Origin of the sequence: Bacillus sp. JCM 19034, from assembly GCF_001310635.1 — a bacterium.
In the GTDB taxonomy this organism is placed as follows: domain Bacteria; phylum Bacillota; class Bacilli; order Bacillales; family Bacillaceae_D; genus Halalkalibacter.
In genome coordinates this window covers 1-21,703 of record NZ_BAXR01000016.1, presented here as the reverse complement: position 1 = coordinate 21,703, position 21,703 = coordinate 1, and the positions used below count along the sequence as shown (strand labels likewise).

Sequence of the window (21,703 nt, the reverse complement as noted above, 5' to 3'; positions counted from 1 at the left end):
ACCTCTTGAGATGTCGGAATCCCTACAACGTTTAAATTCTTTTCTTTCACTTTTTTACTAATTGCTTGTAACGCTAAAAAAGCAGTCGAACCAGATCCAACACCGATCACGTCTCCATCTTTAACACGCTCTGCCACTTTTTCTGCAACCTTTTGTTTTGCTTCTAAATTAGAAATTTCAGCCGACCACTGTAAATTAGTCGCTAATGTATTTTCCCAAATCATAATAATCCCTCACTTCGCATCTTGTTATACGTACAACTTATACATAGTATACCATAATGACTACGTAGAAAGAGGCACTAAAAAAATTCTTAGATTGGTCTTCTATTTATTCTTTTACTTATATACGAATAACAATTTTTTAAGGAGGTTTTCTTATGAATAATCGAATTGAAAAGGATAGCATTGGAGAAATCTCTGTACATGCAGATAACTATTGGCAAGCCCAGACAGAAAGAAGTTTACAAAACTTTCATATTGGCACTGAAAAGATGCCAATTGAGCTTATTTATGCTTATGCAATCATTAAAGAAAGTGCAGCACGAACAAATCATTCGCTTGGTTTATTATCCAAAGCCAAACTGGAAGCGATTTGTGAAGTGACGGCTAACATCCGATCAGGTAAACTTGATCGACATTTCCCATTAAAAGTGTGGCAAACAGGCAGTGGAACACAAACGAATATGAACGTCAACGAAGTAATCACTTTTTGTGGAAATCAATTATTAAGACGACAAGGAATAGAAGAAACAATCCACGCGAACGATGATGTTAATTGTTCGCAAAGCTCGAACGACACCTTTCCGACCGCGATGCATATCGCAATCTATACTAAAATACAGCAGGAATTATTGCCGCACATTCAAATGTTTAAGAAGACATTGTACAAAAAAGCCAAATCCTTTGAATCAATTATAAAAATTGGCCGAACACACCTACAGGATGCCACTCCATTAACGTTAGGACAAGAAATTAGTGGCTGGCATCGGATGCTTGAAAAAGGGGAGCATATGATTAAAACTAGTGCGTATTGCTTGTTAGAGCTTGCCATCGGCGGGACCGCTGTTGGAACTGGAATCAATTCTCATTCAACGTTCGGTGATAAAGTTACAGAACAGATTTCTGCGATAACAGGGTATCCGTTCCGAACAGCAACGAATAAATTCCACGCCTTAACTAGCCACGATGAGCTTACTTTTACACATGGAGCATTAAAGGCGTTGGCAGCAGATCTTATGAAGATCGCCAATGACATAAGGTGGTTAGCTAGTGGGCCTCGTTCTGGAATAGGTGAGCTTACGATTCCGGCAAATGAGCCGGGAAGTTCAATCATGCCCGGAAAGGTCAATCCAACTCAAAGTGAGGCATTAACAATGATTGCCTGCCAAGTAATGGGGAATGATGCGACAATTGGCTTTGCACAAAGTCAAGGTAACTTTCAACTAAATGTCTTTAAGCCAGTCATTGCTTATAATATGCTACAGTCGATACAATTATTAAGTGACGGTCTCCGCTCATTCCATGACAAATGCCTAGTCGGATTAGAACCTAATAAAGATAAAATTAGACAATTACTAGAGCAATCATTAATGCTTGTCACGGCCCTTAACACACATATCGGCTACGATAACGCTGCTGAAATCGCCAAGCTTGCCCATGCAGAAGGTCTCAGCTTAAAGGAGGCTGCTGTAAAAAGCGGACTTTTAACTGCAGAGCAGTATGAGGAATATGTACGGCCTGAGAAAATGATTTAAATTCAAATAACCCTTGTAGGTCGATGACCTACAAGGGCTTTACGTTTGCTAGCAACTCTGTTAGCGGTATAGGAGTAGAGGATTTTCTATGTCCCACAGGTTACATCTGCCTCCACCACACTCGTATCACGCTCAAACGCATTCTCCTCAATCTCAAACCCGAGATCACGAATCATATCATAATCAGCTTCGTTCGGCTGCCCTTTCGTTGTTAAGTAATCTCCAACAAAGATTGAGTTTGCAATCATTAGCCCCATTGACTGTAAAGAACGTAGATTCACCTCACGTCCCCCTGATATGCGGATTTCCTTCGTCGGATTGACCAAACGGAAGAGTGCTAATATCTTCAAGCACTTCATTGGTGTTAGTTCATCTTTATTAGCAAATTTCGTCCCTTCAATCGCATGAAGGAAGTTAACCGGAATGCTATCAGCACCAATCTCTCTCAACGCAAAAGCCATATCAACAATATCCTCATCTGATTCTCCCATTCCGCAAATCACTCCAGAGCATGGGGAAATACCGTGTTTTTTCATCGTATCTAACGTTTCAATTCGCTGTTGGTATGTATGTGTTGTCACTACCTCACTATGGTATCGTTGACTCGTATTAAGATTATGATTATAACGATCAACGCCGCTTTCTTTAAGCTTGACTGTCTGCTCTTCTGTAGCTAGACCTAAACAGGCACATATTTTTAATTGTGGATGATCTCTTTTAATCTCTTCAACCGCTCCAGAAATTCGATCAACTTCGCGATTAGTTGGACGCCTACCACTCATCACGATACAATACGTCCCAATTTGACCAGCTGCAGCAGTTTTTGCTCCTTCAATAATCGTCCCTTCATCAACAAGTGCATACGTATCGCAATTCGTTTCTGCTTTAAATGATTGTGCACAATAGCCACAATCCTCTGGACAGAGGCCACTTTTCGCATTTAGAATCATGTTCAGTTTCACTTTATTTCCGTAATAATAATGACGTATGCGATACGCCTCATTTACGAGTGATATGACTTCCTTATCAGGTGCTTTGACAATTGATAACGCTTCTTCTTTAGTTAATACATAACCGTTTATAATTTTTTCAGAAATCTGTTGCCAGAACATATTAAAAACCCCCTAATGTTAACCTCATATAATTATAAGTTAACATTAGGGGCAATGGAAGACTAAAATATGAAAAACAGCACGCATTTTTCGCACCACATGAAAGTCGGTTCTTTCATGTGGTGCGTTATTAATCAGGTCCATGTATCTCATATTGCCTTAGGCTGAGAAATTATTTTTTCAAATTTGCAACAAACTGAGTTAATTTATCAAGCGTCATGATATTTTCATTACACCTTTGGCTATCCGTACAGATGTAATTTCCTCTATTCGTATACGTTTCTTTACCTGACTTCACTGTCGTCATAAATAAACCAATCTCTTCATGCCCATTACATAATGAACATATTCCCTTTTTGCCCTTATTAAACGTTCCCTCGACTCCGATTAACTTCCGATTGTCATCTATAATAAGAAATTTCTTTTCAGAGCGAATATCGTACCATCCTAAATAAGATAAATTCTTAAAATCAATCGTTTCAAGTGATGGTGCTTTTAGCTTCTTCGCTTTTGGGAATAATTTAGTGATTGTCTTTTCTGTCACGTGTTTAAATGGAATGACAGCTTTTTTTAGCTCAGTCAAAAACGTTCTGCTTGTTTCTCTTCTTCAATATCAAGAATTTTACTTATGCGTTCCTTTTGGCCGAGATTAATCTCTGGCACCTTACTCATAATTTCATTTAATGAATGAGACTTGAGTGCGTTTAGAACGTTTTTATCCTTCGTTGTCGCATATGCATGAAGAACGTTTTTTATTTGGAATTTAATAAAGTTATATTGGTCATTTCTTAAAAAAGCTAGATCTTTATCTGTTTGATTTGTCATTTCTGGCAGCTCCTTATCTAAGTAAAAGTTTTTTCATTTTATAAGGGGCAAAGCCAATTATCAGAAATGAGAATTTGGCGATAAGCTACTTCTTCTCACACAAAGTATCGCCTTACTAATAATAGGCTTTGCGTGAGATGTTACAAACTCTGGCGGATGCTGAAACATTTTCGCCATATGATATCACCCCCCAATCAAAATTATTATATAATACGACCTTATGACCTGGCTAGAAACAAGCCTTTCACTACTGCTCGCCAATGAGGCTCCTGCTCATTGTGCCTTTTTACCTGATTACGAAAAATAAAATCTTCAGGTGAAACGTTCAGCTTTACAATCGGCTCTACTTCAACAGTTGATACCCATTCTGCCTTTGCTCCTCCTTGAGTGAAGGAACAACGCGGAAGCAAATAAATCGTTCCCTCTCTCCATAAAGGACCTGACCAATCGCGATTAAGAGAAAAATAATAATAACGCTTATCTCCAATGAGTATACAAAGATTTTTTAAAGAGCCTTCGTACTCCAAACGGTTGACGACGGCAAAGAACAAGGACCATATTCCATCAGATGAGGCAAAAACGGCGGTGACAGGTTTGCCGTTAAATAACGTTTGCCTCCTTGGTTCAAAGGTTGTAATATCCGAAAGGTTCGAACCGTGTACGAGCAGCTCTTTTTCCGTAATCAAATAGTGTAATAAGAGGTGTAACGGATACGGGCCACTATACCTCTTGTATTCACCTTTGCATAGCTGATTGTATACACCCTCAAAATGAGTACGCATATCATCGGTAAACGGTCGATACGTCATCGTTGAGAAAGAAAGACGATCTAACAAATATGCTTGTAGCTTCTCTTTCAGCGACACTCTTCTTTCCTCCTCACTATAAAACAACCTTTTGTTCCGTATTATGCTGCATTTGATACATTTGGTAGTATTTCCCCTTCAACTCTAACAACTCATCATGACGCCCTCGTTCCACAATTTCCCCTTGATCGAGAACAAGGATTTGATCAGCTTGGCGAATCGTTGAAAGACGATGAGCGATTATAAACGTCGTTCGTCCTTCTTTGACGACCTGTAATGCTTGTTGAATAAGGGCCTCGGTTTCTGTATCAATATTTGCCGTAGCTTCATCTAAAATGAGAATAGCAGGATCATAGGCAAGGGCACGAGCAAAAGAAATAAGCTGCCTTTGTCCAGCTGATAACGTACTACCCTTTTCTAAAACTGGCTCATTATAGCCGTCCGGTAATTGTTCTATAAATCGATCAGCACCAACTTCCTTTAAAGCCTGTATAACTCTTTCTCTAGAAATCGCAGGGTTATCCAAACTAACATTGGATGCGATTGTTCCCGAGAATAGAAAGGGATCTTGCAAAACAATGCCCATATGCTGTCGTAGCTGCTGCTTCGCCATCGTTTGAATATCACGCCCGTCAATTGTGATCGTCCCACGTTTTATATCATAATAGCGGAACAGTAAATTCATTATTGAGCTTTTCCCCGAGCCTGTATGACCGACCAACGCAACCGTTTCACCCTGTTTTGCTTCAAAGCTGATGTTTTTTAGAACATCCTTTTTACCGTCATACGAAAAGCTAACATCCTCAAAGCGGACATGACCTTGATAACGAGGACATTCAACATCAGACACACATTCTCCTGTTTCATCTAATAGCTCAAATACACGAGTTGATGCAACACGGGCTTGCTCAAGCTGGGCAAGCTGATTAACAATATCGGTAACAGGCTGAAATAATCGATTTAAATAATCAACAAAAGCATACAACAAGCCAATTGAAATGATTCCTTCTGCTGTTATCGACTGCCCGCCAAAATACCAAATGAGTGCAACTAACGTCCCGTTTCGCAGCACATTCACTAAGTTGTGTGATGTAAGAGAATTTAAGCTTAATAGCTTTTTTTCATATGTGAAATGCTCATTGTTCAACTCTTCAAATTCTGCTGTCGTTTGCTTTTGGCGTCGAAACGCACGAATAATCGGCATTCCTTGAATTGTTTCATTAATCATCCCATTTATTTCACTAATCTTTGTCCGAATTAAATAATTATATTTTGCCGCAAATCGACGATAGATGATAACCCATAGCACTATGATTGGTACAACCACTAATGTAATTAAAGCTAAATGCACATCTAAAATAAACAATGCAATAAAGATTCCGATCATATAAATCCCACTTGTAAAAAATGAAGCTAATACCTTCACATATAACTCACGGATTGCTTCCGTATCGTTTGTTACCCTTGAAACGATACGACCTGCAGGCTGATTATCAAAATACGTAATCGGCAACCGCCCAATATGTTCAAATACATCCGTCCGCATTTTTTGGATAATTCGGTTTGCTGCCTTTTGCAATAATAGTGATTGTCCGTATTGAAAGAAAGCTGCAAAAATGAGCAAAGCCACATATAAGCCCAACAATACAACAATTGGTCTAACCTCTGGCTGATAAAATTGAATTAAAGTTGACGTAGGAAGCTGCTCTGCTTCGTAGCTTACTTGCTGATCGCCACTACGTATTGTCACGAGACTTCCCTCTACGATTCGTTCTCCATCAAACGCTAGATGATCATTGATAGCATAGAAGGATCGTCCCACTTGTACGAGCTGTAGTTTATTATCACCTATCTCGTCTTCATTGTTTAAATAAGCTCCACGCTTGTAAAAGCTCCCTTCATAGAGAATGCTCTGCCCTGTTTCCTCCATCACTTCAAACCATTGATCCTCAATTCCCATAATGTGATCATCAATGACCTTTTTTGCAATAAAAGGACCGATGAGCTCAGCTGTTACAGCTACAGCTAGCAAGATTAATGCGATCATAATCGTCCTTTTAAAGGTTAATGCATACTTGATAAGTCGCCTTCCTGCTTTTTGTCCCTTCATTATCCTACCTCCCCATATGAATCATCTGTTTGTTGACGATCATATTGCTCTTTATACCAACCGTTAAGACCCAATAATTGATCATGTGTACCCTCTTCGATAATTTGACCATCATCTAAAACGATAATCCAATCAGCATGCCTGACAGCAGATAAACGATGCGTCGTTATAAATGTCGTCTTGCCCTGCCGTACGGAGCGTATATTTTCAATCATTTTTGCTTCTGTCTTTCCATCAACAGCAGACATCGCATCATCTAGCAGAAGGATTTCAGGATCTTGAATTAGGGCCCTTGCGATCGACAGGCGTTGCTTCTGTCCACCGGAAAGGGAGACACCATTTTCACCTACTAACGTCTCCAGTCCATTTGGCAACTGATGAACTTGATCAAACACGGCCAAATGTAACGCCTCATTGATTTCTGCCTCACTTACTTCCTCTTTTCCAACCATAACGTTCTCACGGATCGTCCTTGAAAAAAGGATTTGCTCTTGTGGTACATAACTAATCCACGAAAGAAGTCGGTCTAACGGAATCTGCTCGAGCGGAATTCCTGATACTTCAATTTTCCCTTCACCAAGTGGATATTCACGCAATAGTTGTTTAATGAAGGTCGATTTCCCGCTCCCTGTCTTACCTACAACGCCTATCGTCTGACCTCTTTCAACCGTTAACGTAATATCGTTCAATTGGTTACGTTTAGCAGAAGGATAACGAAAGCTAACATGCGAAAATTGAATAACATCAGGTGCTTTTACATCTTTAAGATTTTCGCCATCTTTTACATCTGGTTCATAGCTAAGCGTTTCATTTACACGATCTAACGACGCATTTCCACGCTGTAAAATGTTAATAAGCTCACCGATTGCAAACATCGGCCAGATGAGCATTCCTAAATAAATATTAAAGCTTACAAGCTGTCCAAGTGTAATGACTTGCTGAAATACGAGATATGCTCCATAGCCAATACCGATAACGTAGCTAAAACCAACTAATATTTTCGTCGTTGGCTCAAAAAGCGAATCAACACGAGCAACCTCGATATTTTTTAAATACACCTTTTCAGTTTGCTGTTGGAATCGCTTTTCATCAGCACGTTCCTGGACATAAGCCCGAATGACACGCACCCCTGAGACTGATTCTAATACTTGATCATTTAATTCTCCAAAAGCCCCTTGGGCAGCCATAAATCGTTGATGGATCATTTTCCCAAAGTAACGGATAGCCAATGCCATAAGTGGTAAAGGAATGAGTGCCACAAGCGTTAATTTCCAACTAATTGTAAAACCCATCACCCCAATAATAATGAGCATGAATACAGTAGAGTCAATAAGGGTTAAAACACCAAACCCAGCTGTTACGGAAACCGCTTTTAAATCATTTGTCGCACGAGCCATTAAATCACCGGTACGATTTTTTTCAAAAAAACGAGGTGTCATTGCTAAAAAATGACGCATTAAACGGAATCGCAGCAATCGCTCAAGTACAAACGCCCCACCAAATAGCTGATACATCCAAACGTATGTAATGAGATAACTAGCAATGATCAAGCCACCATAAAATAATAATAGCTCCCGCAAACGCTCTGGTGTTAACTGGCGAAATTGGATATCATCAATCGCTAATTCAATAATTTTAGGCGGGATAACATCAAGTATACTAGCGATAATTAATAACATAATAGCAACGGTATAACGCTTCCAATACTTTTTGAAAAACCAGCCAAGTTTATATAAAATCGTAAACATAAGATTTTCCCTCCTCATTTCCTTATGTCAGTTTATTGAAAAAACAAAAAATACCGCACACGAATGCACGGTATCTATTAAAAGCTATAACAATATAGATAGGGTGCAGCTATAGACGTAACCACACCAACTAAATACATTACTTTTATTTGAACGGTTGGGGGCTACTTTGATATCGATTTTCGTTGTATTGACGAGACATGTTATTCATTTTGTAACCCTCCCTTTGAAAAATTTGTATATTGTATTGTAGTATTATCCAATCATCAATGTCAACCTTTTTTTACTCAAATTCCCATTCATCTTTTAAATGCAAATAAAGAGCAAACAGTTTTTTCTCAAGCTCGGTGGTTGAGCTATTTATATCTACGCGTATTCCAGTCTTTTCAATTAATACTCCTGCAACTTTTCTTGTGAACAGTTCACGTTCATGTATTGGAATTTGTAGATAACGATCAGTATATGCTTTAATGAGCTTCCAATCTTTTTCACTATAGCTCTTTATCGTCCACTCATCTAACTTCCAATCATCTTTTGTAATCCCTCTTTCTTCAATCTCTCTTTCTATTCCTACAGCCCTTTTCTTCTTTTTCCGGGCTTGACGTTCATGTACAACAATGGTTCCCGCTGCTAAATCACCTAAACGTTTATTTTTCGAATGAAAGAAAATAAGTAGGATCCTAACAAATAAGCACTTGGTAGCTGGTCGATGATTCTTAATAAATTTCGAATAAAGCTAGATAACAACGTAATGCTATGGCCATTTTCTTGAATCACACGAATCCCAATCATCTTCTTTCCAATCGTACGTCCATTTCCAAAGTATTCAAACAAGAAGAAATAGCCCCAATTAATTACGAGCGTCATGACGATAAATATAGCAAACAACACCCACGGTGCCTCTTCAAATACTTCGGCAAATGCATCAATTGTAAAGACGGTCGCAACCAAAAATAATATGTATACAATTGTTACGATAATCTGATCAATAATAAAAGCGGTAGCTCGACTACCAAGTCCAGCTGATTGAAATTGTAACGATACAAATTCAGGTGTTTTCACATTGACATTTTCCTGATTCATACAATAACCTCCTCATCTTAGGGATAAATCCTAAAAAAAATTTCGCTTCTGCGGTTTCTATTTTACCATTATTACTATAATATAGTAGATGTTAGTTTTAAATAAAGAAGGTGATGTTTCCAATGAATAGAAAACAATTTGCTAAGCAACACCGTTCTGACTGGAAAGAGTTGGAGCAGCTTATCTCTACGATTCAAAGAAAGAAAAATAGAGCAGATGGTGATAAGATTCATCACTTTCATCGTACATACCAAAAAGTGACTCAGCATCTTTCATATAGCCAAACGTATTTTCCTAATGAAGATGTAACAGCCTACTTAAATGGACTTGTATCAAAAGCACATAACCTACTATATCGTGATCAGACTTCAAGTTTAAAGCAAATACACTACTTTTTCAGTACTAAATTTGTGCAATTGCTATTTGATCAATGGAAATGTGTCATCATTGCAATGATACTATTTACATTAGGAGGAATTGGTGGTTTTTTTGCTGTTTTGCAAGATGAACTTCACTTATATACTGTTTTGCCTGCCCAAATTGCGAAGGCGTTTGACCCGACACAGGTTGGGGCTGCAGAAGGTGCAGTAAACGCCCCCATCATGTCTGCGGAAATTATGGTCAACAACATCCAAGTCGCCTTTTTAGCTTTTGCAGGTGGAATCACATTTGGTATTTTGACGGTCTACATATTAATTTATAACGGCATTATTATCGGTGCAATCGCAGCTCTTTTTTGGCATTATGGCAACAGCTACGAATTTTGGGCATTTATCGTGCCACATGGGATGATCGAATTAACAGCTATCTTTATCGCCGGTGGTGCTGGTCTTTTAATGGGGTATAGATTATTTGTACCCGGAGACTATTCACGCGGCTATCAGTTAAAGGAGAACGCGAAACGTTCTGTTCAACTTCTACTAGGTACAATACCTTTATTTGTAATCGCTGGAATTATTGAAGCTTTATAACGCCATCTAGTATTTCACTTGAAGCAAAATATGCGATTGCCTTTGTAACGGTTATTGGCTTAGTATTATACGTTTTAATTGGCAAAGCATTACTAGTAAAAAAGGAGCGAAAGCTTTCTTAATTAGCATTAACTAAAAAGAAAAGAAGTAGTACGATACCTTCGCGGTTTAAAGACTACTTCTTTTTCAACCTTATTTATAGCAAACCTCGATTCATTACATCAAAGTAGGTTGAAACTGCTGCAACAGCTAACCGCTCTTCCTTCGCTTCAATCATATGTAAGCCCTGCTTTTCCCACTTCGCTTTTTCACGCTTTTCACAAGAAGTTGCTGCATTGCCATTGACTTTACAACAGCCGTCTTTAATTCCACTGGCTCATCAGCCACTCTCGCCTGCAACGTTTCGTCTTCTACACCGATCATAAAGAACAAATGCCGTTGCCTCAATCGCTTCAAATAGACAAGTGCACTTTCTTCATGAAGAAAAGTCCGTACATCACTGAATAGCATCAACAAATTACGCTTTTTTTGAACTGTTTCTAAATAGCGTAAAACTTCACCATAATTTGATTCAACAGGATCAACCTGCACATGGTAAATTGCCTGTAAAATTGTTTGTAAATGTGCCATCCCTTTTGCTGGAGGGACATATACTTTTACGCCATTTGAAAAAACGAGTACGGAAACTTGGTCACCTTTTTGCAAAGAAGCAGCTGCCACCGTTATTGCTGACTCAAGAGAACGTTCCAGACGGTTCCCCTTTTTTAGTTCTGCTCCCATCATACGGCCACAATCAATTAGTATCGTAACATGTTTCCCATGCTCAGGTTCAAATTCATTTGTCATTAATTCTTGTAACTTAGCGGTCTGACGCCAATTGATTTTTCTTGGGTCATCACCGATGACATATTTACGTATTTGTGCAAACTCACCGACATCACTTTTTCGTTTAAGAATGTCTTTCCCTTCATGTACGAGAAACTGTTGTGCATTTTCAAGATAATGTCTCGTATCCGTTAAATCTGGGATTACCTTTACTTCCTCGACAATATCCTGAGACGTTTGTTTATCCCATAAACCGAGACGACTGCGGTAGCGAATATACAGCTTTTTCATATGATATCGACCGCGAACAGGTGCTTTTGTTTGATAATGCACGGTTGTTTCTACAGTTGGATTCGCGTTTGCGAACAATGGAAAAGGACGTGCAAACGACTGCGGTAAATCATCTATAATCTGTAGAGAAATTGGATAGCTAGAATGATTGGCTATCTTTACTTTCCCTTCATATTCAATTCCTCTTTCTAATTCCTTCGGTAACTCACGACTAAACGTTAATTCCTTTCGACTTGGTGAGTATAATAAGTCCAAAAGACTTGCACCTAATAGACAACCATTTGCAATGATTAACCATTCCCACGGTACGCCCAATATACTCATAATCAAAAGAACCGTTGATATAACTGTAAATAGTAAGAGCAGCCGTTTTGTCGGCAAAATCCCTCTATCGCGGAACAGGAATCGACCCAACAAGCTCGTTAATAATTTGATCAACAGTCGCTCCCTCCAATTCTATATGCGGAGATAGTTGAATTCGATGTCTCAATGCTGGCTTCACTACGATTTTAATATCATCTGGTGAAACGTAATCGCGACCAGATAAATATGCCCAAGCTTGTGAGGCTTTTCCGATTGAAATAGCGGCACGAGTACTTGCACCAAAGCGTAACGCATCGGATTCACGTGTTTTACGAACAAGCTCCACCATATAAGCGTACACCTCATCGCTTATTGTGACTTGTTCAATCTCTTGGCGAATTGCTAGAAAGGTTTCGATTGACAATACTTGATCAACGTCAGAGGCATTCATCTTTTTCTCAATTACTTGCTTTAACACACGTTTTTCTTCTTCAGCTGTAGGAAAATCTATTAATAGTTTAAACAGAAAACGATCCTGCTGTGCTTCAGGTAATGGATACGTTCCTTCGTATTCAACAGGGTTCTGCGTGGCAACAACGAAGAAAACGTCTGATAATTTGTATGTTTCACCTTGAATCGTAACTTGCTTCTCTTCCATCGCTTCTAGTAAAGCTGCCTGCGTTTTTGCTGGTGTACGATTTATTTCATCAGCCAACAAAATATTCGTGAAGATCGGCCCCTTTAACGTTTGAAATTGACCGTCCTTCATATTGTATATCGTACTGCCGGTAATATCACTTGGAAGTAAGTCAGGCGTAAATTGAATTCGGTGAAAATCACCACCGATTAACTTTGCAAGTGTACGAACCATTTGCGTTTTCCCCGTTCCCGGTACACCTTCTAAAAGCACATGCCCACCTGTTAATACAGAGGCAAGTAATAGCTTAATATTTTGACTTTGACCAAGTATCGTTTGCTCATATGAATCTAACAACGTTTTAAGTTCTGCTCTCACCGTTTCTCCACACCTTCCTGAATTTGATTAAGTTTTTTCGACCAATATAAATATTCTTGCTGACTTATTTTTTCCTTTTTTAATACGGCGTGTAATTGATCTATAGACTTACGCACTTCATCATCACTGAACCCCTTTAATTTATGAGCCAGCTCATCCTTAATATCAATCCATTCCTTGGACAAAGAAATTGCCCACTTTTCCTGCAAGCGTACACGCAGATACTCTGCCTGTGTCCGTAACGCCTGATGATAACTCTTCGTTCGCATAAACCAAGCTGCTAATGAGTACAGAGCCTCATCACTAAAGCGTACTGTTTCCTCCCTCACTGCGAGAACTGGACCAAACCTTTTCCCTTTATAGAGGAGCCACAATAAAGTAAATAACAATAACTGTAACATCAATATCCGGAACCACTCAGTAGGTAGATAGCATACTCGTTGCATTTTCTGCACCATGGACATAATCATCAAACAATACTGAGGCAGACTCTGCCTCATCTAGCAAAAATAAAATAAGAGGAATATGATCTTCATCTAAAATATATTGATTAACTAGCCAACCTGCTTCGTTAATGACCATTAAGTAGCCATCACCCACTTGACGTTTAAAAGCAATCACGCCTTGATCATCCTCAAGTAAAATCTCATCTTCCTCTGAAGCCACTAATCTGATTGGAGATCTAAAGTCAGCATAAAACTCCTCATTCTTGCTATGAATCGGCTCATCTTCAGGAAGATACGTGAGTGGGTCATATCTTAATCCGAACATCCCTGCTGGGTTTTCACTAAAAAGCATAATCGTATTACCAGCTGCCATAAACTCCTCATACTCATTCATTTCAGCAGACGATGGGATAAAGGATGGTTCAATCATTACTAGAACCTGATCCCCTCCAACCGTTGTCAGCATATCTGGAGAATGCGTCCACCGTTTTACTGCCTCAAGTTCTTCATCTAAATATGTATATAGTGCCTTAACTCCAGTCGGAGAGGGAGAATGGGAAAGAAAAGCTGGATATTCACGAGGTGGCTGACCAATCGCAATGAAACTACTCACAAAAAAGATTATTAGTAATATTGGGAGCCAAACCCATGCTTTTTTACTCGTTTTCTGCTTATCCAAAGCTACCTCATTCCTCCTCTCTCTGTTTTTCGTTATACGAATGTAACCACGACATGACCATTTCTTTATATTTCTCAAATTGTTCCTGTTCAACGGTCAACTTTCCGTAGGTGACACGGTCAAATATTAGAGCAACATCATGGAAAAGTGCCGCGGTTTCTCGATTCACTTTTTTTAACTCTTCGACATATTCCCAATTCGTCTTCCAAATCCTCGCCTCAAGCCATGAAATATCATGGAAATAAAGCAGAAGCCCTAAAAACAAATGACGTAATGCACTAGTGTAGTCACCTTTTCTCTCTTGAACCTTCATCTCCTCAAAGTGCATATTTGACGACCATTTCATTGCATCTTCAGTTTGAAATGGTGATAAATTGCGATAACGGCGCTTTTGACTATAGTAACGTACCAATAGAAGGAATATTACAATGAGTGCCGCTGCACCAAGTAAGACGAGCACGATAACGACGTAGTTAGCTGACTGACTTGATGGTGAAAGATTAGGTAACATATCTGCAATAAAATTAATAAATTCAATCCAAATACGTTCAATGGTTCGCTCCAAAAACCCGCGATTGTCTTCATAATAGACCGTATACTCTTGGCCCTCTAATATTTCAGCAAGACGCTCTCTAGCTTGCGCCATACCCTCACCTCACTTTCCATACATACTAGTCCTTCGTTACATAGTCATCAAGTAATTCCTTCAAATCGTCAGCATCATTTCGAATTTTTAGATCATAATAAATAACTGCATAGCTTACTGAAAAGATTAAAGTCGATATTAAAAGTGACAAATTGACAATCATGGAATGTAGGACACTATTCCCTAACAGCAACACAGCACCTAATTCAACTGACGTAGATAGAATTCCGATAATGAGAGAAAGAACAATATATAAACCAAATAATGACCAAACCCTTTTTTTCGTTAATCGCCAACTGCGTGTCAAACCAGGTGTTTCTTTATCGATTACAATTGCACTAAAGTAGAAACTCCAGCGAATGATTAAATAGATAGCAAATACGATATACCCCATTACAACGATAAAAGCAATAAAAGGTCCAATGGTTTCGTTAGCAAGTATTAAAAACGCAGAGATCATAGATAGAACAAAAGTAGGTACAATTATTAAACCAAATACAATAAGGAAAAAGAGAATTGTTCCCCCTACTACTGGCCAAAATCTTCGAAATGCTTCTTTTATAACTTCCCCAACTGTATAATCCTTTTGCTCACGAATTCGTTTAATGAGAATAACGACAGCTGTTTGTGCAACAACATAGAAAATTAAACTTACAAAGCTAATAAGTACTAACCAAGCATTAAGCATGGTGTAGTTAGCTGTTGGATCGTACACTACTCCCGCTTCAATACTTTCTATAAATTGATCTAACCACGAACCTTGAGTTTCAATTTCACGGAAGAAGTTTACTCCGAAAATAAGTTGAATCACCGCTTGGAATGCAAATAATGGACCTAGTAAAACTAGCATTATCATAAATAGATCTTTAAATTTTGTTTTCGTTATCGTAAATATTAGATCCAATATTTCACCAAATCTTTTAGGCTTCGAAAAAGCAGCTTTCATTAAGAATCAACCTCCAAAAATAAAAATAATTACCAAAACCCACATAAAACCTATTTTACCATCTATTCAAAAGCTTTTGTGCAGAAAACGCGAATTTCCCTTCTTTACACGACTAAAGTCGCGTGATTCTATGAGAAAATGTCAAAACATTCACTCTCATGATAGTGTACTGTAATACTGTTTATCCCTTTTTTTATTACAAATAAAAACATTAAAACAATGTTGTTGTAAAAGTATACTTTGTTCATAATAAAAATATAGGAATATTTATCCTTATGGTAAATTTAAAATCCAGATTTGGACTTAGGGGGGGAATGGGATATGAAATCGATAACAGTTTATCATTATGATGCATTTAGTAAAGAACCTGATAAGGGAAATCCTGCGGGGGTAGTGTTAAATGATGATGAATTAACTGATGAAGAAATGCAAGAAATTGCTTTTGAAGTTGGCTTTAATGAAACTGCTTTTCCTATTAAATCCGATGTAGCAGACCTCAGAATACGATTTTTTACACCTGGTCATGAAATGGATTTATGCGGTCATGCAACAATGGCAACTGTTTATGCTTTAAAAAGTAAAGGGCTTCTAGGAGATAAAAAAGAGTTAACAATTGAAACAAACGCTGGAATTCTACCGATTAAAATTAACGAATCTGTAGATAGTGAAATATATATAACAATGAAACAGGCTTCTCCCCATTTTAAAGAATTTGCTGGTTCAAAAGAAGCTTTAGCAAACTCCATAGGGTTAAAAGAATCAGACCTTCATGCAGATTTACCGATACTTTATGGAAGTACGGGCACTTGGACACTGCTAATACCGATAAAACAACTTGCTGCTTTTCAAAGTATGGTACCGAATAATAAGCAGTTTCCCGATATTTTTAAGGATATGCCAAAATCATCTGTTCATCCTTTTTGCCTGGAAACGTATGATTCTAATGCTGATATGCACGCTCGACACTTCTCTTCACCCTATTCAGGAACAATTGAAGATGCTGTAACTGGTACTGCTTCAGGGGTCATGGGTGCTTATTATGCAAAATATATACATAACAATTTTAAAGATCCTTTGAACTTTATAGTTGAGCAAGGTCAAGAAATTGAAAAAGACGGTCGGGTTGTAGTACAGATTTCAAAAAAAAGTGAATCATTTGATGTTCAAATTACTGGGGTTGCAGTTTATGTTAAAGAGATTAAAGTATTATTAGACAGGGCGTATTAAAGGAATTACTCGTCCATTGAGGAAACTGTAAACTAGTTTATTATAGGAGAGGCCGATGAAAATTGATGTTAAATGAACAGATAGAGATGAAGTATATATTATAAATCAAAAGAATTTTATACATTTTTATACAAACAAGCATAAACTACTAGATAATTATCCTGAAATATTAGAATTATTCCCCTTTTCTATCTATGAACAAGAAGGAATTTACGTATCTAACTTGTATTAAATACTTTAATGGGGAACGTTTCTTATTAAGGTAAAGGTAGTGTTAGCTGAATTAGAAAGGACATAACATATTAGTCTATAATGTTATGTCCTTTCATTTATTTTAGGTCTTGATAAGCATATCCTTTAATACACTGCCTATCATTTTACTGTGCTTTTTTTATTTGCTTACTTCTAAGCTGTCCACAAGCTGCATCAATATCTGTTCCGTGCTCAAGCCGAACACCACAGTTAATCCCTTTTTTCTTTAACGTGTCAAAGAAGGTACGTATCGCTTCATTTGTACTACGCTGATACTGCCCATGCTCATCAACTGGGTTATAAGGAATCAAATTCACATAAGAGAGCTTACGTTTATCAGCGATTAATTCAGCCAACTCAAGTGCATGCTCCTTCTTATCGTTAACATCCTTTAGTAAAATGTACTCAAACGTAATACGACGATTCGTCTTCTCTAAATAATAATCAATTGCATCCATTAGCTTCTCTATTGGGATTGCCTTATTAAGCTTCATGATTTGCGAACGAAGCTCATTATTCGGTGCATGCAAAGAGATTGCCAAATTAACTTGTGAATGGACATCAGCAAACTTCTTGATTTTATCAGCAAGCCCACTCGTTGACACCGTAATATGTCTAGCACCAATGGCTAAACCTTTATGATCCTTAACGACATCTAAGAAATCAATTAAGTTGTCAAAGTTATCAAATGGCTCACCAATCCCCATTACAACGATATGACTAACACGTTCTTCCTTACCAACTGCATCGAGATGATGCTGAACATTCATAATCTGCTCAACAATTTCGCCGCTCGATAAATCACGGCTCTTCTTTAACAATCCACTCGCACAAAAGCTACAGCCGATATTACAGCCAACTTGTGTTGTGACACAAACGGAATACCCATATTTATGTGTCATTAAGACCGTTTCAATTAAATTACCGTCCTGCAGACGAAAAAGGAATTTAACCGTGCCATCTTTTGACTCTTGCTTCACATGTTCCTCTAGTGTTTGTATATGAAAGTGCTCTTCTAGCACCTGTAAACAGTCGTTATTGACATTAGTCATTTCTGAAAAGTCCTTGACTCGCTTTCGATAGAGCCAATCCCACACTTGCTGTGCACGGAATTTTTTATGCCCGTGCTCAATTAACCAATCAGTTAATTGCTCAATTGTTAACCCATATATTGACGGTTTACTCATTTTAAAACCCTCTTTTCACTTCGTTAAGAATATATTTCCCATTTTACTTCAAACTTAGACAAAGTAGCAAGGACTGCTACCTTCCAACTTAAGGAACAAACCTATTCCTTAATTAACATTCTAATTTGATTGAGTACCTCTTCATTACCTGCTAGAACAAAGAAGCCTTTTTCTAGTTGTTTTTTCAAAATGGCTCCACCCGCTTCTTCCACAATAAGCACTCCTGCTTCAAAGTCCCACGGATTAATTTTATACTCCCAGTAGCCTTCAAAGCGCCCTGCCGCAACTTGGCACAGATCCAAAGCCGCACTGCCCGTTCTCCGGATTCCGCCAACATGTAAGATGACCGAATTAAACTGCTCTACATTATTAAGTGAATCTGTCGCTCGATCATACGGAAAGCCTGTTGCAATAACCGATTCCGTTAACTCTGTTCGCTTTGAAACAACGATTTTTTCTTGATTGAGATAAGCTCCTTCTCCTTTAATCGCCGTATAGCATTCACCTAGCTTTGGAGCATATACAACACCAATTACCGTTTCCCCTTTGTATTTCACAGCAACCGAAATTGAGAATAGTGGAAACCGATGAGCATAATTTGTCGTTCCATCAATTGGATCTACAACCCATTCAAATCCTGAATTCCCTTTGGAAACTCCTGTTTCCTCAGATAAAATAGCATCATCAGGAAAATGCTGTTGAATGTTCTCCTGAAAAAACTCATCCGTCCATACGTCCATTTCAGTCACTAAATCAATATTGGCTGATTTTTGCTCAATTTTTAATGGCTGATCCATTCTTTTTACTTGCTCGTCACCCGCTTTTTTCACCCATTCAAGAATCCGCTCATATCTTTCTAGCCATTGTTGTTTCATCTAGTTCCCCCCGCCTGTTCTATCTTGCTTCTATTATACTAAATCATTTAAGACTATTCGATCAATCAAAAAAGGTGTGAAAAGGGAGATAATCCTTTCACACACCTCATGTAAGAGATCATTTCTTATTAAACACTAGAGGAAACAGCTACGTCTGGCTCCCCACCTTGATCAGAATCCTCATTTTTCCCTTTTACTAAAATCGTATCTCGATCACGATACAGCAGATATACTGCTAAAATCGTTGATAACAAATCAGAAACAGGGAAGGCGATCCATACGCCTGTTAAACCGAAGAATTGCGGTAAAATGAGAACGAGTGGGATAAGAAAAATAATTTGCCGTGATAATGACAACACCATTGCTGGCCTTGCTTTACCGAGTGCTTGATACAATCCACCACTAACAATTTGAACCCCAACAATCGCGAACAAGATAAACATAATACGCATCGCATAAGCACCTTCTTCAAGAACAACTGGATCATTGGAAAAGATTCGCAAAAATAATGCTGGCATAATTAGAAGCAAAGCACTAATAACTAATGCAGCAATCGTTACGACTTTTAAAGTAAGCCAAATTGTTTCACGCATACGCTCAAACTTACGAGCACCATAATTATATCCAACAATCGGCATCATTCCTTGCATAACGCCTATTAACGGCATTGCGGCAAACATAATGATTCGTTGAACCAATCCAAAAATACCTAGATAAAGGTCTCCCCCGTGCTGGATAAGCATCGTATTAATCGCGATCATCATAATACTACCTGACGCTTGCTGAACAAATGCTGGCATTCCAACAGCCGTTACTTCCTTTAGGATATTCCAACGTACAATTAAATCATTCAAAGTTAATGATAGCGAGCTTTTTCCTGTTAAATAATAATGCAACAAGACGAATGACACAGCCGCTTGTGAAATAACTGTTGCCCACGCCGCACCCGCTACTCCCATGTTTAATCCAAAAATGAAGATTGGGTCTAAAACAATATTTAATACCGCTGGAATAATCATTGTCATCATCGCAAAATGAGCATTTCCTTCAGAACGAACGATATTATTTGTCGCAAAAGAGAATGAGAAAAAGATTGTACCTAATAATATCGGGAACATATAGTCCATAGCATAAGGTAAAATATCGGGTGTTGCCCCAAATAATAAAAGAAGTGGCTCTAGAAAGGTAAAGGCACCGACTGTTCCGATTACACTCACAATTAATACAACACTAATCACTGTTCCAAATACTTGATTAGCTTCCCCTTCACGTCTCTCTCCCAATCTCCGTGAAATGACAGATGCTCCACCAATCCCAAGAGCACCAGCAACTGCCATGATAATCATCATAAGCGGAAAAGCAATTGTTACCCCTGCGACAGCGTCAATTCCGACACCGTACGAAATAAATATCGTATCAACGACATTGTAAAAGGCCATAACAAACATCCCAATCATTGCTGGAATCGATAAATTCCGCAGCAACGTTGGTATGCTCTCCGTTCCAAGTCGTTCACTTTGCATCTTCTGATCCATACTTCTCATCCTCTCTTTCCACTTTGTCTTCTATTGTTAAATTATCTTTTATACGTTTTAACCAGACTGTAAGGAGTGCTTTTTCTTCTTCAACAAAACCATCTAAGAACTCTTTTTCGAGAGACGTTAGCTCCTCCCAAAAAACTTGATCAGCCTTACGCCCCTTATCTGTTAAATGAATCACTTTGGATCGCTTATCACTTGTGCTTGCACGTCTTTCTATAAATCCCTTTTTCTCCATCGTTTCCACTAAACCGTTCATTGTTGATCCTTTAATATATAGTCGGTTTTGCAATTCTACTTGTATTTGTGGACCATGCTCTACTAGTAAAAATAAAACTTTAGATTGAGCCACCGTTAAATCAACTTTTGCTAATTTTTCATTATAACGATTTTGAATTAGATGAGCTGCAATGCCAATATGGTAACCAACACTGTTATTGATATCACGTTTTTTCATTAGTTACCTCCCTAACTAAAATCTCGCTTCCTTATCGTAACAGTAACTATACCTTTATGCAATTATTAATTATTGTAAATTTTATATTTCATTAGTCCACTAAATAAAATCGTTTACATGAAACTCATCAAACATATTAAATTGATACAAGAAAAAACAAGTGGCTTTCCCCTACATGTTAGGGAAAAGCCACCTTTGTTTTATTCTATTCTTACCGTTTTCCTTCTCCAAAACCATATACCAGCACCAGCTATCAACAATACAAATCCTAATAAGAAGAGATTAAAGTTGTTCGTTGCTGTACTTGGTAATGTCTCTTCAGTTCGTATTGATTCATCTGTTACTTCTGTATTTTCAGTTTGTGGTTTTTCTTCTGGATTTTGTTCTGGTTCAGGTTCGGGTTGTTGCTCTGGTTTTGGTTCTGGCTTTGGTTCTGGTTGCTTATCCTCTGGTTCCTTTGGTGGAGGTGTTTGTTCTTTTTCCACCGTGATCGACTCAGTTGGAGTTCCTGGTGTCTCCACATTACCAGCCTCAACTGTTGCTACGTTTTCAATCGTGTTTCCTGATTGATTCATTTCAATCGTTGCTTGGAACGTCACCGTACG

At 38.2% G+C, this 21,703-nt stretch carries 20 protein-coding genes and 1 pseudogene; 3 read left to right on the top strand and 18 right to left on the bottom strand.

Translation table 11 applies throughout. The features are described from left to right. Window positions 1-379 precede the first annotated feature (379 nt). Entirely contained in the window at window positions 380-1,756 is a 1,377-nt protein-coding gene (gene fumC, locus JCM19034_RS16335; protein ID WP_062051400.1) for a class II fumarate hydratase, read from the top strand. 86 nt (window positions 1,757-1,842) lie between these two features. Here fumC and bioB read toward each other — a convergent pair whose 3' ends face one another. The 7 genes from bioB to JCM19034_RS25260 form a co-directional block, all read right to left on the bottom strand. After that, window positions 1,843-2,868, bottom strand: a complete 1,026-nt coding sequence (bioB, locus tag JCM19034_RS16330) for a biotin synthase BioB (protein WP_062051398.1) — start codon at window positions 2,866-2,868, stop codon at window positions 1,843-1,845. A 172-nt stretch (window positions 2,869-3,040) separates the two neighbouring features. Then, window positions 3,041-3,451 carry a FusB/FusC family EF-G-binding protein gene (locus JCM19034_RS23485; RefSeq protein ID WP_231687003.1) on the bottom strand — a complete coding sequence of 137 codons (411 nt, stop codon included), beginning with the start codon at window positions 3,449-3,451 and terminating at the stop codon, window positions 3,041-3,043. Next, on the bottom strand, window positions 3,448-3,693 hold the full coding sequence (locus tag JCM19034_RS23480) for a hypothetical protein (protein ID WP_231687002.1): 246 nt from the start codon (window positions 3,691-3,693) through the stop codon (window positions 3,448-3,450). The genes JCM19034_RS23485 and JCM19034_RS23480 overlap by 4 nt, the downstream gene beginning before the upstream one ends. Before the next feature lie 218 nt (window positions 3,694-3,911). Then, a complete protein-coding gene (locus tag JCM19034_RS16320) occupies window positions 3,912-4,559 on the bottom strand; it encodes a hypothetical protein (RefSeq protein ID WP_062051396.1) in 648 nt (215 codons plus the stop codon). Between the two features lie 16 nt (window positions 4,560-4,575). Beyond that, window positions 4,576-6,609, bottom strand: coding sequence for an ABC transporter ATP-binding protein (locus tag JCM19034_RS16315; RefSeq protein WP_062051394.1), 2,034 nt, complete (start codon window positions 6,607-6,609; stop codon window positions 4,576-4,578). After that, entirely contained in the window at window positions 6,609-8,357 is a 1,749-nt protein-coding gene (locus JCM19034_RS16310; RefSeq protein WP_062051392.1) for an ABC transporter ATP-binding protein, read from the bottom strand. The genes JCM19034_RS16315 and JCM19034_RS16310 overlap by 1 nt, the downstream gene beginning before the upstream one ends. Window positions 8,358-8,996: 639 nt before the next feature. Then, complete coding sequence (locus JCM19034_RS25260; RefSeq protein ID WP_370622127.1) at window positions 8,997-9,440, bottom strand: RDD family protein; 444 nt, start codon at window positions 9,438-9,440, stop codon at window positions 8,997-8,999. Window positions 9,441-9,562: 122 nt separating this feature from the next. Between JCM19034_RS25260 and JCM19034_RS16300 the strand changes: the two are divergent. Then, a pseudogene (locus tag JCM19034_RS16300) lies at window positions 9,563-10,533 on the top strand (stage II sporulation protein M). Between the two features lie 151 nt (window positions 10,534-10,684). Here the strand turns inward: JCM19034_RS16300 and JCM19034_RS16295 are convergent. Genes JCM19034_RS16295 through JCM19034_RS16270 form a run of 6 tightly spaced genes read right to left on the bottom strand, consistent with a single transcriptional unit; the run spans window position 10,685 to window position 15,562 of the window. Beyond that, window positions 10,685-11,965, bottom strand: a complete 1,281-nt coding sequence (locus tag JCM19034_RS16295; RefSeq protein ID WP_370622126.1) for a DUF58 domain-containing protein — start codon at window positions 11,963-11,965, stop codon at window positions 10,685-10,687. Continuing rightward, window positions 11,916-12,845, bottom strand: coding sequence for a MoxR family ATPase (locus JCM19034_RS16290; protein WP_062051390.1), 930 nt, complete (start codon window positions 12,843-12,845; stop codon window positions 11,916-11,918). The genes JCM19034_RS16295 and JCM19034_RS16290 overlap by 50 nt, the downstream gene beginning before the upstream one ends. Next, window positions 12,842-13,246 (bottom strand): hypothetical protein, encoded by a 405-nt coding sequence (locus tag JCM19034_RS16285; RefSeq protein WP_156324022.1) that lies wholly within the window; start codon window positions 13,244-13,246, stop codon window positions 12,842-12,844. Before JCM19034_RS16285 ends, JCM19034_RS16290 begins: the two co-directional genes overlap by 4 nt. A gap of 16 nt (window positions 13,247-13,262) precedes the next feature. After that, window positions 13,263-13,970 (bottom strand): DUF4350 domain-containing protein, encoded by a 708-nt coding sequence (locus JCM19034_RS16280; protein ID WP_062051386.1) that lies wholly within the window; start codon window positions 13,968-13,970, stop codon window positions 13,263-13,265. Window positions 13,971-13,977: 7 nt separating this feature from the next. After that, a complete protein-coding gene (locus tag JCM19034_RS16275; protein ID WP_062051384.1) occupies window positions 13,978-14,616 on the bottom strand; it encodes a DUF4129 domain-containing protein in 639 nt (212 codons plus the stop codon). Between the two features lie 25 nt (window positions 14,617-14,641). Further along, window positions 14,642-15,562, bottom strand: a complete 921-nt coding sequence (locus JCM19034_RS16270) for a glycerophosphoryl diester phosphodiesterase membrane domain-containing protein (RefSeq protein WP_062051382.1) — start codon at window positions 15,560-15,562, stop codon at window positions 14,642-14,644. 321 nt (window positions 15,563-15,883) lie between these two features. Between JCM19034_RS16270 and JCM19034_RS16265 the strand changes: the two genes are divergently transcribed. Continuing rightward, window positions 15,884-16,789, top strand: a complete 906-nt coding sequence (locus JCM19034_RS16265; RefSeq protein WP_062051380.1) for a PhzF family phenazine biosynthesis protein — start codon at window positions 15,884-15,886, stop codon at window positions 16,787-16,789. Window positions 16,790-17,166: 377 nt separating this feature from the next. Here JCM19034_RS16265 and rlmN read toward each other — a convergent pair whose 3' ends face one another. The 5 genes from rlmN to JCM19034_RS16240 all read right to left on the bottom strand — a co-directional run. Next, window positions 17,167-18,228, bottom strand: a complete 1,062-nt coding sequence (gene rlmN, locus JCM19034_RS16260) for a 23S rRNA (adenine(2503)-C(2))-methyltransferase RlmN (RefSeq protein WP_062051379.1) — start codon at window positions 18,226-18,228, stop codon at window positions 17,167-17,169. A 101-nt stretch (window positions 18,229-18,329) separates the two neighbouring features. Further along, window positions 18,330-19,103 carry an inositol monophosphatase family protein gene (locus tag JCM19034_RS16255; RefSeq protein ID WP_062051377.1) on the bottom strand — a complete coding sequence of 258 codons (774 nt, stop codon included), beginning with the start codon at window positions 19,101-19,103 and terminating at the stop codon, window positions 18,330-18,332. 128 nt (window positions 19,104-19,231) lie between these two features. Further along, window positions 19,232-20,638, bottom strand: coding sequence for an MATE family efflux transporter (locus JCM19034_RS16250; RefSeq protein ID WP_062051375.1), 1,407 nt, complete (start codon window positions 20,636-20,638; stop codon window positions 19,232-19,234). Next, window positions 20,616-21,098 (bottom strand): MarR family winged helix-turn-helix transcriptional regulator, encoded by a 483-nt coding sequence (locus JCM19034_RS16245; RefSeq protein ID WP_062051373.1) that lies wholly within the window; start codon window positions 21,096-21,098, stop codon window positions 20,616-20,618. The genes JCM19034_RS16250 and JCM19034_RS16245 overlap by 23 nt, the downstream gene beginning before the upstream one ends. 200 nt (window positions 21,099-21,298) lie before the next feature. Continuing rightward, on the bottom strand, window positions 21,299-21,703 hold a 405-nt coding region (locus JCM19034_RS16240), incomplete at its 5' end, for an LPXTG cell wall anchor domain-containing protein (RefSeq protein WP_156324021.1).